A 15916-nucleotide genomic window follows, 5' to 3' on the forward strand; every position below is an offset into this window, starting at 1 on the left:
GGCGAGAGCGCACCGTTAGCGCCCGGCGAAAATTCAGCTCAACCAGAACTTCGGCGTCGCCGGCTCCAGCCGGCCGCCCACACGCACCGGCGCGATGCGCAGCGCGAGCCCGGTCGCGTCGTCCGTCTCCACTGCGACGCCACTGAGCGTCGCTGTGCCCGCGGCCGGCTCGAAGCGGCCGGACGGAATCCCCGAGGTGAACCTTCGCAGCGGCTCTTCCTTCTGCATACCGATGATGGAGTCGTAATCGCCGGTCATGCCGGCGTCGGTCATGTAGGCGGTGCCGCCGGACAGTATCTGGTGGTCGGCGGTCGGCACATGCGTATGCGTGCCGACGACGAGGCTGGCGCGGCCGTCGCAGAAGAAGCCGATGCCCTGCTTCTCGCTGGTCGCCTCGCAATGAAAATCGACGACGATGGCGTCGGCGGCAACGCCGAGCGGGCAGGCCCCTAACTCGCGCTCAAGCGCCGCGAAGGGATCGTCGAACGGGGTCATGAAGACGCGGCCGAGCGCGTTGACGACGAGCGCGTGCTTGCCGTTTTTGGTCTCGACCAAGGCAGCACCGCGGCCGGGCGTGCCGCGCGGATAGTTTGCGGGACGCACCAGGCGGTCGGCGCGCTCGATGAACACCAGGGCTTCGCGCTGGTCCCAGGAATGATTGCCGAGCGTCACCGCGTCGGCGCCGGCCTCGATGAACTCCTGGTAGATCGCTTCCGTGATGCCGAAGCCGCCGGCCGAATTCTCGCCATTGACGACGACGAAATCGAGCGACCAGTCCTTGACCATGCCGGGCAGATATTCGGCGATGGCCTCGCGCCCGCTACGGCCGACGACATCACCCACGAACAGAATGCGCAACTTCAGAACTCCGGAAATCGAACACGTCCGATTCCGTTAGCACATAATCCAGCGCCACGTCGTGGGATAGTGCCGGAACCGCCTCGATCTCCTGCGCCGCGAAAGCGAGCCCAATGCCGACGATGTGCTTGACCTTGCGCAGATGCGCGAAGGTGAAATCGTAATGCCCCGCGCCATAGCCGATGCGATGGCCGAGACGGTCGAACGCCGCAAGCGGCGTCAGCATGATGTCGGGAATGACTTCGGCGGCCGCCGGCGACGGCTCGGGGATGCCGAGCGGACCAAGCATCAGGCGATCGTTCGGATGAAAGATGCGGAAGATCAGCGCCTGGCCGCGCGCGGTGACGCAAGGCAGCGCCAGCTTCGCGCCCTCCTCCGCGAGGTTCTTCAGCAGCGGCATCGGATCGATCTCGCTGCGGATCGGCGCGTAGCCGGAGACGATGCTGCCGGGCAGAAGATCGAACGGCAGCCCGCGCTCGGCGAGCTCGGCGGCGGCGTCGGCGCGCTTCTTCTCGCTCAGCGCATCGCGCTTGGCGAGGGCTTTGGCGCGGAGCTCGGCTTTCGAATTGGACATGCGCGTTGGTCCCCCAAGGTCATCACCCGCGAAGGCGGGTGATCCAGTATTCCAGAGGCGGTCGTGTTTCACACAAAGGCCGCGGCGTACTGGATGCCCGGTCAAGCCGGGGCATGACACCTGTTGAACTGGCCGCAGTCGGTTTCAACAAGCACAAACCAAGTAGACAACAGTGCGAAGCCGCGGACGCCGTTGAAGCACTCGATCCCGGAGTTCCCTACGAAAGTAGGTGGGCACCATATGTCCGGGCCCACGGGCCCGGCCAGGGACAGTTCCCTAAAGGATCGATAAGGCCCCGGGGATATATGGCTCCTGACGCGCGTCGCAGCCTCGCTCGGGCAATGTAACAACGATACTGACGAACCGCCAGCCCGGGTGGCAGTTACTCACCTCTCCCGCTTGCGGGAGAGGTCGGCGCGCGAAGCGCGGCGGGTGAGGGTTCTTTCCTCTGGGGGATTGTCCCGTTGAGGAGACACCCTCTCCCCGACCCTCCCCCGCAAGCGGGGGAGGGAGAAAATTACCCGATCGCGATGCCGTTGCCGACGGTCCGGTTCAGGACCTGGGTCGATTTCTCGATACGCTCGGCCGCGGCATTCAGCGCATTCACCACCGCCGTCTGCGTCATCCGGGCGCGCTCGACGGCGGCATTGCGGAAATCCCTGAGCTCGGTCAATTCCTGCTCCAGGGTGCGGATGCGGTTGCCGGCGTCGACCAGTTCGTCGCAGACGGTCAGCGCCGCCATGACGGTGAGGCGCGCATCGCCGATCTCGCCGAATTTTCCACGCAGCGACTCGATCCGGGTCTCCAGGCTCTCGGCGAGCTTCAAGAGCCGCACCTCCTGGCCCTCCTCGCAGGCCATGCGGTATTGCCGGCCGTTGATGGTGACGTTGATGTGGCTCATCCGTCCTCTCCGGTATCGAGCACCGAGCGGATCGTGACGATCGCGGAATCCAGCCGGTCGGAGATCTCGCGATTGGTGCGCTCGAGCTTGCGCGCCTTCACCAGCGCGCCGTCGAGCTCATCGGCTAAACGCGAGCGGTCGGCGCCCAGTGCCTGAATGCGCGCAGCGAGCTCGTTCTCGTCGCGATCGGCATCGCGCCGCCGTTCCACCGCGCTTTCGAGCGCGTCGAGCGCCGCCGTCAGCCTGCGGGTCGCGATCTCGATCTCGACGGCGGACGACTCCGTCATGGCAGAGCTGTTGGACACGCGATCGTTCATGCAGTCAGCGGCGGAGCCTGTGGCCTTTACCTTGGGACCTGCCGTCCGGCAAAAGACTCGGTTCGGCAAACGGTTAGAAGCAGAAATTTACGTGGCAAGCTAGCCAAGCGCAACGCCGCCGCGAAACTATGCACCGATCAATCGGAAGCAGACCGCCTGCCGGTTCCGTGCAGGCACGATCGCGTCGGACAATCGGCCGTTGCTTTTCGGGCGCGTATTGGAGGCAACTTTTACGGCCAAACCGGCGTTTGATTGCCTTGGACTCCCGGAACCGAGGTGCTATCCCAGCCCGGACCTTCAGTGGCCCCCAGGCTCCTCCCACGCGGCTCGATCAGAGCCAAGCGCTTCATTTCAGACGGATTTCAGACATGACGCAAGTCGACCACACCCGTATGGCCAACGCGATCCGCGGCCTCTCGATGGACGCCGTCGAGAAGGCGAAATCGGGCCACCCCGGCCTGCCCATGGGTGCCGCCGACATGGCCACGGTGCTGTTCACGCAATTCCTGAAATTCGATGCCTCAGCGCCGGCCTGGCCCGATCGCGACCGCTTCGTGCTCTCGGCCGGCCACGGCTCGATGCTGCTCTATTCGCTGCTGTATCTCACCGGCAATTCCGAAATGACGCTGGACCAGATCAAGCAGTTCCGCCAGGTCGACTCGCTGACGCCGGGACACCCGGAGAACTTCCGCACCAAGGGCATCGAGACCACCACCGGCCCGCTCGGCCAGGGCATCTCGACCGCGGTCGGCATGGCGCTCGCCGAGAAGATGCTGGCCGCCGAGTTCGGCAAGAAGATCGTCGACCACCACACCTATGTGCTCGCCTCCGACGGCGACCTGATGGAAGGCGTGTCGCAGGAAGCGATCGCGATGGCCGGGCACTGGAAGCTCAACAAGATGATCGTGCTCTACGACGACAACGGCATCTCGATCGACGGTCCGACCTCGATCTCCGATTCCGTCGACCAGGTGAAGCGCTTCAAGGCGTGCGGCTGGGCTGCCGAGAAGATCGACGGCCACGACCAGGCTGCGATCGCCGCAGCGATCACGCGCGCGCAGAAGTCGAACAAGCCGACGCTGATCGCCTGCCGCACCACCATCGGCTTCGGCGCGCCGCACAAGGCCGGCACCGCGAAGGCGCATGGCGAGGCGCTCGGCGCCGACGAGCTCAAGGCGGCCAAGGAAAATCTCGGCATCGCGCTCGAGCCGTTCGCGGTGCCCGAGGATGTGCTCAAGGCCTGGCGCGCAGCCGGCAGCCGCGGCGCATCCGCACGGCAGGAATGGGAAGCACGGCTCAATGAGCTCGGCAGCCGCAAGCGCGCCGAGTTCGAGCGCCGCCTGCGCCATGAGCGTCCGGCCGCGCTCGCCAAAGCGGTGCGCGCCTACAAGAAGGAGCTCTTGGAAAAGCCGATGACGGCCGCGACACGCAAGTCGTCGGAGGCGGTGATCGAAGTCATTGCCGGCGCGATGCCGATGGAGTTTTTGGCGGGCTCAGCCGACCTCACCGGCTCCAACAACAACAAGGCGAAGTCGGCGACCGCCTTCTCCGCCAAGACGCCGAAGGGCCGCTTCATCCATTACGGCATCCGCGAGCATGGCATGTGCGCGGCGCTGAACGGCATCTTCCTGCACGGCGGCTTCGCCCCGAACGGCGCGACCTTCCTGGTGTTCACCGACTATGCGCGGCCCGCGATGCGCCTTGCCGCGCTGATGGGCGCCGGCGTCGTCTACGTGATGACGCATGACTCGATCGGCCTCGGCGAAGACGGTCCGACCCACCAGCCGGTCGAGCATCTCTCAGCGCTCCGCGCCATCCCCAACATGCGCGTGTTCCGCCCCTGCGATGCCATCGAGGTCGCCGAGTGCTGGGAGCTGGCGCTGAACCGCATCGACGGTCCGACCGTGCTGGCGCTGACGCGGCAGAACCTGCCGCAGCTCCGCACCAATGCGCCGAACGACAATCCCTGCGCGGCCGGCGCCTACGAGCTGGTTGCAGCCGAGGGCGAAGCCAAGGCGACGCTGTTCGCCTCCGGCTCCGAGGTCGAGATCGCGGTTGCCGCCCAGAAGCAGCTCGCCGAGCGCGGCATCGCGTCACGGGTGGTCTCGGTGCCCTCGCTCGAGCTGTTGTTAGCGCAACCAGAAGCCAAGCGCGCTGCCATCATCGGCAACGCGCCGGTGAAGGTCGCGATCGAGGCCGCGGTGCGCTGGGGCTGGGATGCCGTGATCGGCCAGGATGGTGAATTTGTCGGCATGCATTCCTTCGGCGAAAGCGGCCCGGCAAAGGACCTTTTCAAGCATTTCGGCATTACCGCCGAGGCTGCGGTTAACGCTGTGCTGAAGCGCGTTTCCTGAGAGTTGAGCTTGCCAAAAAAAAGGACTACGTAACTCCTCATATGATCAAGCACCGCCCGGCCGAACCGGGCGTCCGCCCTAAAGAACCCTCGCAGGCGCACCAAGGCGCGTTGTGCGGGGCGATAGGGTTATTGAAGACGTCATTGAACGGTCATAAGGAGACGAAACATGGCAGTCCGCGTCGGAATTAACGGTTTTGGTCGCATCGGCCGCAACGTGCTGCGCGCTATCGCCGAGTCCGGCCGCAAGGATATCGAGGTCGTCGGCATCAACGATCTCGGTCCGGTCGAGACCAACGCCCATCTGCTTCGTTATGACTCCGTCCATGGCCGCTTCCCCGGCACCGTCACGGTCGATGGCGACTCGATCAGCCTCGGCAACGGCAAGATCAAGGTGACCGCCGAGCGCGATCCCTCGAAGCTGCCCTGGAAGGATCTCGGCGTCGACATCGCGCTGGAATGCACCGGCATCTTCACCGCGAAGGAGAAGGCCTCCGCGCACCTGACCGCCGGCGCCAAGCGCGTGCTGGTCTCCGCGCCCGCCGACGGCGCCGACGCCACCATCGTCTACGGCGTCAACCACGACACGCTGACCCGGGATCACCTGGTCGTCTCCAACGGAAGCTGCACCACCAACTGCCTCGCGCCGGTCGCCAAGGTGCTGAACGACCTCGTCGGCATCGAGACCGGCTTCATGACGACGATCCACGCCTATACCGGCGACCAGCCGACGCTGGACACGCTGCACAAGGATCTCTACCGCGGCCGCGCGGCGGCGATGTCGATGATCCCGACCTCGACCGGCGCGGCCAAGGCGATCGGCCTCGTGCTGCCCGAGCTGAAGGGCAAGCTCGACGGCGTCGCGATCCGCGTGCCGACCCCGAACGTCTCGGTGGTCGACCTCAAGATCGTCGCCAAGCGCGCCACCGACGCCAAGGAAATCAACGCGGCGATGAAGCGCGCCAGCGAGCAGCAGCTCAAGGGCATTCTCGGCTACACCAATGCGCCGAACGTCTCGATCGACTTCAACCACGACCCGCACTCCTCGACCTTCCACGAGGACCAGACCAAGGTGCAGAACGGCACGCTGGTGCGCGTGATGTCCTGGTACGACAATGAGTGGGGTTTTTCGAACCGCATGGCGGACACCGCCGTCGCGATGGCGAAGGTGATCTAAGCGTTACTCTCGTGTCCCGGACGCGGCGCAGCGTGTCTTCACGGTGCGCCGCAGAGCCGGGACCCATGTCCCCCGCATAGGTCCCGGTTCTGCAGCGCACCGCTTCGCGGCTAGCGCAGCGTCCGGGACAAGAGAGCCAGAGATGACCAACAAATTCCGCACCCTCGACGACGTCGACGTGAAGGGCAAGCGCGTGCTGCTGCGCGTCGATCTCAACGTGCCCATGGAGAACGGGCGCGTCACCGACGCAACGCGGCTCGAGCGCGTTGCACCGACCATCACGGAGCTCTCCGACAAGGGGGCCAAGGTCATCCTGCTCGCGCATTTCGGCCGTCCCAAGGGACGCGACGCCAAGGACTCACTCAGGCCCGTGGCCGAGGCCTTGTCGAAGGTCGTGAAGAAGCCCGTCGCCTTCGCCGACGACTGCATCGGCGAGCCCGCGGCCAAAGCCGTGGCCGCGCTGAACGACGGCGACATTCTCTGTCTCGAAAACACCCGCTTCCACAAGGAAGAGGAAAAGAACGACCCCGCCTTCGTCGCGGAGCTGGCAAAGCTCGGCGACATCTGGGTCAATGACGCGTTCTCGGCGGCGCACCGCGCCCACGCCACGACCGAGGGTCTCGGCCACAAGCTGCCGGCCTATGCCGGCCGCACCATGCAGGCCGAGCTCGTCGCGCTGGAGAAGGCGCTGGGCTCGCCGACCAAGCCCGTCATCGCCATCATCGGCGGCGCCAAGGTCTCGACCAAGATCGACCTCTTGGAAAACCTCGTCAGCAAGGTCGACGCGCTCGTGATCGGCGGCGGCATGGCCAACACCTTCCTGCACGCCCAGGGCGTCGCGGTCGGCAAGTCGCTGGCCGAGAAGGATCTCGCTGCCACCGCGCTGCGCATCATGGAGAAGGCGGAAGCCGCCAACTGCGCCATCATCCTCCCCGTCGATGCCACCGTTGCCTATCATTTCGCCGCCAATGCGCCCTCGCATGCCTATGGGCTCGACGCGATCCCGGCCGACGGCATGATCCTCGACGTCGGCCCGCAATCGGTCGCGCGCGTGCACGCCGCGATCGACGATGCGGCGACGCTGGTCTGGAACGGACCGCTCGGCGCCTTCGAGATGCAGCCATTCGACCGCGGCACCGTCGCGGCCGCCAAGCACGCCGCCGAGCGCACCAAGGCGAAGAAGCTGATCTCGATCGCCGGCGGCGGCGACACGGTTGCCGCGCTCAACCAGGCCCATGTGGCCGGTGATTTCACCTATGTCTCGACCGCCGGAGGCGCGTTCCTTGAATGGATGGAGGGCAAGCCCCTGCCCGGCGTCGAAGTTCTGCGCACCAAGTAATCAGTAGGCAAGAAGCGGCCCCGTCGGCCTAAACGGAGAGAAAGACAGATGGCTCGGATCACGTTGCGTCAATTGCTCGACCATGCGGCTGAGAACGATTACGGCGTACCGGCCTTCAACATCAACAACATGGAGCAGGCGCTGGCGATCATGGACGCCGCCAACCAGGTCGATGCGCCCGTCATCATCCAGGCCTCGCGCGGCGCGCGCTCCTACGCCAACGACGTCATGCTCAAGCACATGATGGACGCGGTGACCGAGATCTATCCGCACATCCCGGTCTGCGTGCATCTCGACCACGGCAACGAGCCCGCGACCTGCATGACCGCGATCCAGGCCGGCTTCACCTCGGTGATGATGGACGGCTCGCTCAAAGCCGACGGCAAGACCCCCGGCGACTGGGGCTACAATGTCGGCGTGACCAAGACTGTGACCGACATGGCCCATCTCGGCGGCATCTCGGTCGAAGGCGAACTCGGCGTGCTCGGCTCGCTCGAGACCGGCATGGGCGACAAGGAAGACGGCCATGGCGCCGAGGGCAAGCTCAGCCACGACCAGCTCCTGACCAATCCCGACGAGGCCGTAAAATTCGTCCAGGAGACCAAGGTCGACGCGCTCGCGATCGCGATGGGGACGTCGCATGGTGCTTACAAATTCACCCGCAAGCCGGACGGCGACATCCTCGCCATGAACGTGATCGAGGAGATCCACCGCAAGCTGCCCAACACCCATCTCGTCATGCACGGCTCCTCCTCGGTGCCGCAGGAGCTGCAGGAGATCATCAACGCCAATGGCGGCAAGATGAAGCCGACCTGGGGCGTGCCTGTCGCCGAGATCCAGCGCGGCATCAAGAACGGCGTGCGCAAGATCAACATCGACACCGACAACCGCATGGCGATGACCGGCCAGATCCGCAAGGTCCTCAAGGACAACCCGGAAGAGTTCGACCCGCGCAAGTACCTGAAGCCGGCGATGGAAGCCATGACCAGACTGTGCAAGCAGCGGCTCCAGGAGTTCAACACCGCGGGGCAGGCCTCCAAGATCAAGAAGGTGCTGACCACCGCCGAGATGGCCAAGCGCTACGCCAAGGGCGAGCTCGACCCGAAGGTGGCGTAGCGGATCGCGAGATGGCGTGATCCATCCCTCCCTCTCCGGGGGAGAGGGAGGGGTGAGGGGCTCTCTCCGCGAGTTATGTCCTATAGATGGACCTGTACCCCCTCACCCGGATCGCGCCGGACGATGCTTCGCATCGCCGGGGGCGATCCGACCTCTCCCCGCAGGCGGGGAGAGGTAAACAAGACCTCCCCCCTTACCCTGCGACGAACGTTAAACTCGGCAATTGCCCGAGAACGGTCTATTTTCCCGGGCAAGGGCAGAATCGTTTTGGGAGGACCTCTCGATGAATCTGACTGAGCTCAACAGGATCGCCACCGCCATGGTCGTATCAGGCAAGGGCATCCTTGCCGCCGACGAATCCTCCGGCACCATCAAGAAACGTTTCGACGCGATCGGCGTGGAATCGACCGAAACCAACCGCCGCGACTATCGCGAGATGCTGTTCCGGTCGAAGGAGGCCATGAGCCAGTACATCTCCGGCGTGATCCTCTATGACGAGACGATCTGGCAGGCGGCCGCGGACGGCACGCCGCTGGTCAAGCTGATCGAGGAGAGCGGCGCCATCCCCGGCATCAAGGTCGACGAGGGCACGCAGGCGCTGCCGATGTGCCCGGGTGAGCTCGTCACCGTCGGGCTCGACAAGCTCGCCGAGCGGCTGAAGAAATATTACGAGCGCGGCGCACGCTTCGCCAAATGGCGCGCGGTGATCGATATCGGCAGCGGGATTCCCTCGATGACCGCGATCAGCGTCAACGCCCATGCGCTGGCGCGCTATGCCGCGCTGTGCCAGGCCGCGCAGATCGTGCCGATCGTCGAGCCCGAGGTGTTGATGGACGGCGACCACGACATCGATCGCTGCTATGAGGTGACGAGCCGCGTGCTCAACAAGACGTTCCAGGAATTGCGCGTGCAGCGCGTCGCGCTCGAAGGCATGGTGCTGAAGCCGAACATGGCGATCTCGGGCAAGAAATGCGCGAAGCAGGCCTCCGTCGAGGAGGTCGCGGAGAAGACGATCCGGCTGCTGAAGGCCTGCGTGCCCGCGGCGGTGCCCGGCATCGCCTTCCTCTCCGGCGGCCAGTCGGACGAAGAGGCGACCGCGCATCTCAACGCCATGCACAAGCTCGGCAGGCTACCGTGGGGCCTGACTTTCTCCTACGGCCGCGCGCTGCAAGCCGCGCCGCAGAAGGCCTGGTCGGGCAAGGCCGAGAACATCGCAGCCGGTCAAGCCGCGTTCAGCCATCGCGCCCGCATGAACGGTCTCGCGTCCAAAGGCGAATGGCAAAGCAGCCTGGAAAAGAAGGCAGCCTAGATCTTGTCGAACAAACCGCCTCCGCCGCGCCCGGCGCCGCGTCTCTACCTCGCGACGCCTGTTGTCGATGATCCCGCTGCGCTGGTCGCCGAGCTGCCAGGCCTGCTCGGCGCCGCCGATGTGGCGGCCGTGCTGCTGCGGCTGAAGCAGACCGACCAGCGCAGCATGATCACGCGCATCAAAGCCTTGGCGCCGCCGGTGCAGAAGGCGGGCGCCGCGCTGCTGATCGACGGCCATGCCGAGCTGGTCGCGCGCGGCGGCGCCGACGGGGCGCATCTCACCGGCCTTGCCGCGCTCGAAGAGGCCGCGGCCTCGCTCAAGCCCGATCGCATCGCGGGTGTCGGCGGGCTCGCCACGCGCCACGATTCCATGAGCGCGGGCGAGATAGGCGCCGACTACGTGCTGTTCGGCGAGCCCGACGCGAAAGGACAGCGGCCCTCGTCGCAAGCCATCGCCGAGCGGCTCGACTGGTGGGCCGAGCTGTTCGAGCCGCCCTGCGTCGGTTTCGCCACGTCGCTGGAGGAAGCCCACGACTTCGCCGCCAGCGGCGCCGATTTCGTGCTGGTTGGCGACTTCATCTGGGCCGATCCGCGCGGGCCCAAGGCCGCGTTGGTCGAGGCTGACGCCGCGATCAAGAAGGCTCATGCGGCGGCGCTTGCGGGCCAGAATCCTGCGGGCAGCGAGCACGGCTAGCGCCCGACATGAAACTCCCGCGCATTACCATTCTGGCCACGCTGCTGCTCACAGCGCCCGCGGCCGCACAGCTCCAGATCACGCCGCCGGCGACAGTCCCGAGCGCGCCCGCGGAGAAGCACAAGCCCAAGCCGCCACCGGCCGCCAAGAAGAAGGAGGCGGCGCCGGCGCCCAAACCTTCGGCCTCGCCCAAGCCGGCCGCTTCGCCGAAGCCGGCACTGCCCGCGACCGTGATCCCCGCACCGCCGGCCGATACACCCGGCGTCGATCTGGTGTTCGGCGCCTATCAGCGCGGCCAGTACAAGATCGCGTTCGATCTCGCCACCGCCCGCGCACAAGCCGGCGATCCCAAGGCAATGACCATGCTCGGCGAGCTCTATTCCAACGCCATGGGCATCCGCCGCGACTACGCCAAGGCGCTGGAATGGTACAAGCGCGCCGCGGACGCCGGCGACCGCGAGGCGATGTTCGCGCTCGCCATGCTGCGCATGTCCGGGCGCGGCGGTCCGGTCGACAAGGGCGAGGCGGTGAAGCTGATGGCCTCCGCTGCCAAGCTCGGCGAGCCCAAGGCCGCCTATAATCTCGCGCTGCTTTATCTCGACGGCCAGACCCTGCCGCAGGACGTCAAGCGATCCGCCGAGCTGCTGCGCCAGGCCGCCGACGCCGGCCTGCCCGAGGCGCAATACGCGCTCGCAACGTTCTACAAGGAAGGCACCGGCGTGCCCAAGGATCCGGAACGCGCGGTGCGGCTGCTCCAGGCCGCCTCGCTCGCCGACAATGTCGACGCCGAGGTCGAATATGCCATCGCCATGTTCAACGGCACCGGCACGCCGAAGAACCAGCCGGCCGCTGTCGCGTTGCTCCGCAAGGCCTCCCGCCAGGGCAGCGCGATCGCGCAGAACCGCCTCGCCTGGGTGCTGATCAACGGCATGGGCGCGCCCGTCGACAAGGTTGAGGGTTTCAAATGGCATCTGGTGGCGAAGACCGGTGGCAAGGGCGATCCGGAGCTCGACAAGCAATTGTCGGATCTGTCGGCCGAGGACCGGGCCAAGGCCGAGGCCGCCGCCAAAAAGTGGCTCGGCACCAAATGACTTGACCCAATGACTTGACGTCAAGCGCCTCACGGGGCACCCCATCCCCTCAAATGGCGCGATTTTGCGCCCCTCCCCTCCGATCCAGACCGAAAGCTCATGCTGTACTCCGCCACTATCAATGTCATGGTCAAGGCTGCGCGCCGCGCCGGCCGCAGCCTCAAGCGCGATCTCGGCGAGATCGAGCATCTCCAGGTCTCGCTGAAGGGGCCGGCGAATTTCGTCTCGCTCGCCGACAAGCGCGCCGAGGAGATCCTCTATCAGGACCTCGCCAAGGCCCGGCCCGGCTACGGCTTCATCGGCGAGGAAGGCGGCAACCGCGAGGGCAGCGACAAGAGCCACACCTGGATCGTCGATCCGCTCGACGGCACCACCAACTTCCTGCACGGCATCCCGCAATTCGCGATCTCGATCGGCCTCGCCCGCGAGGGCATGGTGATCGCCGGCGTGATCTACAATCCCGCCAATGACGAGCTCTACATCGCCGAGCGCGGCAAGGGCGCCTTCCTCAACGACCAGCGCCTGCGCGTCGCCGGCCGCCGCCAGCTGAACGAATGCGTGGTGGCGTGCGGCCTGCCGCATATCGGCCGCGGCGACCACGAGGAATTCCGCCGCGAGATGACTGCGATCCAGGACCGCGTCGCGGGCCTGCGCCGCTTCGGCGCCGCCTCGCTCGATTTGGCCTTCGTCGCCGCCGGCCGCCTCGACGGCTATTGGGAACGCGACCTGCAACCCTGGGACATCGCGGCAGGACAGATCATGGTGCGGGAAGCCGGCGGGACGATCAGCGATATCAACACGCCGGGTGATGCGCTGGTCACCGGGCATGTCGTGTGCGGCAACGAGTTCGTGCACGGGGAGCTGGTGAAGATTTTGCGGAAGGCTGCGTAGCGCGGAGAGATTACGCGCCACACTCCGCCGTCATCGCCCGGCTTGACCGGGCGATCCAGTACGCCGAGACGGTTGTGATAGATGGATAGGCCGCGGCGTACTGGATGCCCCGCCTTCGCGGGCATGACAGTGTGCCTTATGGCCTCGCCGGCGCCGGCGGTCCGTACGCCTCGCCCTCCTTCGCCGCCACCTTCTCCCGGTCCCCCGCCAGCACGCGCTGCACCGAGACGAAGAACACCGGCACCATCAAGAGCGCCAGGATCACCACGGCGATCATGCCGCCCATCACGACGGTGCCGAGCGCTTGCTGGCTGGCGCCGCCGGCGCCGTGGGCGACTGCCATGGGGAGCACGCCGCAGATGAAGGCAAGGCCGGTCATGAGGATCGGGCGGAAGCGCAGGCGACAGGCCTCGATGGTGGCGTCCACCAGCGGCTTGCCTTCCTTGCGCAAATCCTTGGCGAACTCGATGATCAGGATCGCGTCCTTGGCCGCGAGGCCGATGATGGTGATCAGGCCGACGGTGAAATAGACGTCGTTGGGCAGGCCGCGCAGCTGTGCGGCGACCACCGCACCGACGATGCCGAGCGGCACGGTGAGCAGCACTGCGAGCGGAATGGTCCAGCTCTCGTAGAGTGCGGCCAGGCACAGGAACACCACGAACACCGACAGCGCCAGCAGGAACGGCGCCTGCGAGCCCGACAGCTTCTCCTGGAGCGACTGGCCGGTCCATTCATAGCCGAAGCCGCGCGGCAATTTGCCGGCGAGCCGCTCCATCTCGGCGATGGCATCGCCCGAGGTGAAGCCGGGTTTTGCTTCGCCGGAGATGCGCACCGCCGGATAATAGTTGAAGCCGGCGATCTGCGTCGGGCCGCGCGCCCATTCGACGCTTGCGAAGGAGGAGAACGGCACCAGCTGGCCGTGGCTGTTCTTGACGTTGTAGTTGAGGATGTCCTCGGTCCGCATGCGGTCGCGGCTATCTGCCTGCACCACCACGCGCTGCATGCGGCCGCGGTTCGGGAAATCGTTGATGTAGTTCGAGCCGAGATTGGTCGAGATCGTGTTGTTGATGTCCTCGAAGGTGACGCCGAACGCGCCGGCCTTTTCGCGGTCGATCATGAGGTTGACCACGCCCGCCTCGGGCAGGCCTTCGATATAGACCTTCTGGAGCACGGGGCTGGCATTGGCCTCCGCGATCAACTGGTCGGCGGCGCGCATCAATTGCTGATAGCCCTTCTGACCGCGATCCTGGAGGCGGAACGAGAACCCCGACGAGTTGCCGAGATTGTCGATCGGCGGCGGCTGCAGCGCGGAGATCTTGGCGTCGCGGATCGAGGATCCCAGATCGCGGTTGATGTCATTGACGATCGCGGCGGCGGAATCCTTCGGCCCGCGCTCCGACCAATCCTTCAGCGTGATAAAGGCCTGCGCGGTGTTCATGCCCTGGCCGGAGAAGCTGAAGCCGGTGAGGAAGGTGACATCCTTCACGCCAGGACGTTCGGCGAGATACTTCTCGACCTTCTCGATCACGGCCTCTGTCCGCGGATAGGACGAATCCGACGGAGTCTGCACGTCGGTGGTGACGAAGCCCTGGTCGTCGACGGGCAGGAAGCCGCCGGGCAGATTGACGAACGCCCAGGACAGACCGACCAGCAGCGCGGCATAGACCAGCATCAGGCGGCCGGTCCGCTTCAGCGAGAAGCCGACGGTGCGCGAATAGCCCTCCTTGCCGCCTTCGAGCACGCGGTTGAACCAGCCGAACACGCCGCGCCTCGCATGGCCGTGACCGGCCGCGACGGGATTGAGCAAGGTCGCGCACAGCGCCGGCGTCAGCGACAGCGCGAGGAAGGCGGAGAAGCCGATCGCGGCGACCATGGTCACCGAGAACTGGCGGTAGATGATGCCGACCGAGCCGGGGAAGAATGCCATGGGCACGAACACCGCCATCAGCACCAGGGTGATGCCGATGATGGCGCCGGAGATCTGCGACATTGCCTTGCGCGTCGCCTCCTTCGGCGGCAGGCCCTCCTCGCTCATGATGCGCTCGACGTTCTCGACCACGACGATGGCGTCGTCGACGAGGATGCCGACCGCGAGCACCATGCCGAACATCGAGAGCATGTTGATGGAGTAGCCGGCGAGCAGCAGCGTGGTGCAGGCGCCCAGGAGCGCCACCGGCACCACGATGGTCGGGATGATGGTGTAGCGGATGTTCTGGAGGAACAGGAACATCACCACGAACACCAGCACCACGGCCTCGACCAGCGTCGAGAGCACCTTCCTGATCGAGGCCTCGACCACAGGCGTGATGTTGTAGGGGATCTCGTAGGAGATGTTGGCCGGGAAGAAGCGCGACAGCTCCTTCATCTTCGCCTCGACCGCGCTCGCGGTCGCCAGCGCATTGCCGGTCGGCGACATCAGCACGGAGAGGCCGGCGGTCGGCTTGCCGTTCAGGCGGGTGTTGAACTGGTAGCTGAGGCCGCCGACCTCGATGCGCGCGATGTCGCGCAGGCGCACGGTCGAGCCGTCGGCGTTGGCGCGCAGGATGATGGCGCCGAATTCATCAGGGGACGAGAGCTGGCCCTTGACCAGCACCAGCGCGGAGGTGCGCTGCGTCGCGGTCGACGGCTCGGCACCGATGCTGCCGGAGGCGACCTGCGCGTTTTGCGCTGATATCGCCTTGTTGACGTCGTCGGCGGTCAGGCCATAGCCGACCAGCCTGGCGGGATCGACCCAGACGCGCAGACTACGCTCGGTCGAATAGAGCGTGGCGCGGCCGACGCCGGGAATGCGGCGGATTTCGCCGAGCACGTTGCGGATCATGAAGTCGCCGAGACCGACCTCGTCGAGGCTGCCGTCGGTCGAGTTCAGCGTGATGATCTGGAGCACCGCGCTGGACGCCTCCTCAATCAGAATGCCCTGCTGGATCACTGCGCGGGGCAGGCGCGCCTCGACGCGCTTGATGCGGTTCTGCACCTCGACGGAGGCGGCGCTGGTATCGGTGCCCGGCTGGAAGTTGGCGATGATCTCGACCTGGCCGAGCGAGTCGCTGGTCGATTCGAAATTGAGGATGCCGGAGGCGCCGTTGAGCTCCTCCTCGATCAGCCGCGTGACGCTGTTGTAGAGGTTTTCCGGCGAGGCGCCGGGATAGCTGGTCGAGATCGAGATCGAGGGCGGCGCAATGATCGGATATTGCGCGATCGGCAGCAGCGGCACCGCAATCGCGCCGATCAGGCAGATGAACAGCGCAACCACCCAGGCGAAGATCGGCCTGTCGATGAAGAAACTCGGCATGGCGG

The 15916-nt window shown here is 65.9% G+C and carries 13 protein-coding genes and 1 other RNA gene; 8 read left to right on the forward strand and 6 right to left on the reverse strand.

Features of this window, described 5'->3' with window-relative positions:
• Positions 1 to 33: 33 nt before the first annotated feature.
• The 5 genes from JJB99_RS32940 to JJB99_RS32960 form a co-directional block, all read right to left on the reverse strand.
• On the reverse strand, positions 34 to 858 hold the full coding sequence (locus JJB99_RS32940; protein WP_200496273.1) for a TIGR00282 family metallophosphoesterase: 825 nt from the start codon (positions 856 to 858) through the stop codon (positions 34 to 36).
• Positions 836 to 1432, reverse strand: a complete 597-nt coding sequence (locus JJB99_RS32945) for a 5-formyltetrahydrofolate cyclo-ligase (protein ID WP_200496274.1) — start codon at positions 1430 to 1432, stop codon at positions 836 to 838. The genes JJB99_RS32940 and JJB99_RS32945 overlap by 23 nt, the downstream gene beginning before the upstream one ends.
• A gap of 173 nt (positions 1433 to 1605) precedes the next feature.
• Positions 1606 to 1766, reverse strand: a non-coding RNA gene (gene ssrS / locus JJB99_RS32950) — 6S RNA.
• 183 nt (positions 1767 to 1949) lie between these two features.
• Positions 1950 to 2333 carry a cell division protein ZapA gene (locus tag JJB99_RS32955; protein WP_200496275.1) on the reverse strand — a complete coding sequence of 128 codons (384 nt, stop codon included), beginning with the start codon at positions 2331 to 2333 and terminating at the stop codon, positions 1950 to 1952.
• Positions 2330 to 2650, reverse strand: a complete 321-nt coding sequence (locus JJB99_RS32960; protein ID WP_014439722.1) for a DUF4164 domain-containing protein — start codon at positions 2648 to 2650, stop codon at positions 2330 to 2332. The genes JJB99_RS32955 and JJB99_RS32960 overlap by 4 nt, the downstream gene beginning before the upstream one ends.
• Before the next feature lie 368 nt (positions 2651 to 3018).
• On the opposite strand from JJB99_RS32960, the gene tkt reads away from it, so the two are divergent.
• The 8 genes from tkt (at position 3019) to JJB99_RS33000 (ending at position 12619) form a co-directional block, all read left to right on the forward strand.
• Complete coding sequence (gene tkt / locus JJB99_RS32965; protein ID WP_200496276.1) at positions 3019 to 5004, forward strand: transketolase; 1986 nt, start codon at positions 3019 to 3021, stop codon at positions 5002 to 5004.
• Positions 5005 to 5172: 168 nt separating this feature from the next.
• Positions 5173 to 6180, forward strand: a complete 1008-nt coding sequence (gene gap, locus JJB99_RS32970; RefSeq protein WP_200496277.1) for a type I glyceraldehyde-3-phosphate dehydrogenase — start codon at positions 5173 to 5175, stop codon at positions 6178 to 6180.
• A gap of 142 nt (positions 6181 to 6322) precedes the next feature.
• On the forward strand, positions 6323 to 7519 hold the full coding sequence (locus tag JJB99_RS32975; RefSeq protein WP_200496278.1) for a phosphoglycerate kinase: 1197 nt from the start codon (positions 6323 to 6325) through the stop codon (positions 7517 to 7519).
• 48 nt (positions 7520 to 7567) lie between these two features.
• Positions 7568 to 8635 carry a class II fructose-bisphosphate aldolase gene (fba, locus tag JJB99_RS32980; protein ID WP_200496279.1) on the forward strand — a complete coding sequence of 356 codons (1068 nt, stop codon included), beginning with the start codon at positions 7568 to 7570 and terminating at the stop codon, positions 8633 to 8635.
• Positions 8636 to 8918: 283 nt separating this feature from the next.
• Positions 8919 to 9944: a class I fructose-bisphosphate aldolase gene (locus JJB99_RS32985; RefSeq protein ID WP_200496280.1), complete on the forward strand. Its 1026-nt coding sequence runs from the start codon at positions 8919 to 8921 to the stop codon at positions 9942 to 9944.
• A 3-nt stretch (positions 9945 to 9947) separates the two neighbouring features.
• Entirely contained in the window at positions 9948 to 10637 is a 690-nt protein-coding gene (locus JJB99_RS32990; RefSeq protein WP_200496281.1) for a thiamine phosphate synthase, read from the forward strand.
• Positions 10638 to 10645: 8 nt separating this feature from the next.
• Positions 10646 to 11728 carry a tetratricopeptide repeat protein gene (locus tag JJB99_RS32995; RefSeq protein ID WP_200496282.1) on the forward strand — a complete coding sequence of 361 codons (1083 nt, stop codon included), beginning with the start codon at positions 10646 to 10648 and terminating at the stop codon, positions 11726 to 11728.
• 99 nt (positions 11729 to 11827) lie between these two features.
• Positions 11828 to 12619, forward strand: coding sequence for an inositol monophosphatase family protein (locus tag JJB99_RS33000; RefSeq protein WP_200496283.1), 792 nt, complete (start codon positions 11828 to 11830; stop codon positions 12617 to 12619).
• 136 nt (positions 12620 to 12755) lie between these two features.
• Here JJB99_RS33000 and JJB99_RS33005 read toward each other — a convergent pair whose 3' ends face one another.
• Positions 12756 to 15911 (reverse strand): multidrug efflux RND transporter permease subunit, encoded by a 3156-nt coding sequence (locus tag JJB99_RS33005; protein ID WP_200496284.1) that lies wholly within the window; start codon positions 15909 to 15911, stop codon positions 12756 to 12758.
• Between the last annotated feature and the right edge of the window lie 5 nt (positions 15912 to 15916).

Source organism: Bradyrhizobium diazoefficiens, assembly GCF_016616235.1.
Lineage (GTDB): Bacteria > Pseudomonadota > Alphaproteobacteria > Rhizobiales > Xanthobacteraceae > Bradyrhizobium > Bradyrhizobium diazoefficiens_H.

What these genes read in the sequence shown, in the direction of transcription:
- JJB99_RS32945 (WP_200496274.1), bottom strand. Translation starts at nt 1,432, where the DNA reads ATGTCCAATTCGAAAGCCGAGCTCCGCGCCAAAGCCCTCGCCAAGCGC.
- JJB99_RS32955 (WP_200496275.1), bottom strand. Translation starts at nt 2,333, where the DNA reads ATGAGCCACATCAACGTCACCATCAACGGCCGGCAATACCGCATGGCC.
- JJB99_RS32960 (WP_014439722.1), bottom strand. Translation starts at nt 2,650, where the DNA reads ATGAACGATCGCGTGTCCAACAGCTCTGCCATGACGGAGTCGTCCGCC.
- tkt (WP_200496276.1), top strand. Translation starts at nt 3,019, where the DNA reads ATGACGCAAGTCGACCACACCCGTATGGCCAACGCGATCCGCGGCCTC.
- gap (WP_200496277.1), top strand. Translation starts at nt 5,173, where the DNA reads ATGGCAGTCCGCGTCGGAATTAACGGTTTTGGTCGCATCGGCCGCAAC.
- JJB99_RS32975 (WP_200496278.1), top strand. Translation starts at nt 6,323, where the DNA reads ATGACCAACAAATTCCGCACCCTCGACGACGTCGACGTGAAGGGCAAG.
- fba (WP_200496279.1), top strand. Translation starts at nt 7,568, where the DNA reads ATGGCTCGGATCACGTTGCGTCAATTGCTCGACCATGCGGCTGAGAAC.
- JJB99_RS32985 (WP_200496280.1), top strand. Translation starts at nt 8,919, where the DNA reads ATGAATCTGACTGAGCTCAACAGGATCGCCACCGCCATGGTCGTATCA.
- JJB99_RS32995 (WP_200496282.1), top strand. Translation starts at nt 10,646, where the DNA reads ATGAAACTCCCGCGCATTACCATTCTGGCCACGCTGCTGCTCACAGCG.
- JJB99_RS33000 (WP_200496283.1), top strand. Translation starts at nt 11,828, where the DNA reads ATGCTGTACTCCGCCACTATCAATGTCATGGTCAAGGCTGCGCGCCGC.
- JJB99_RS33005 (WP_200496284.1), bottom strand. Translation starts at nt 15,911, where the DNA reads ATGCCGAGTTTCTTCATCGACAGGCCGATCTTCGCCTGGGTGGTTGCG.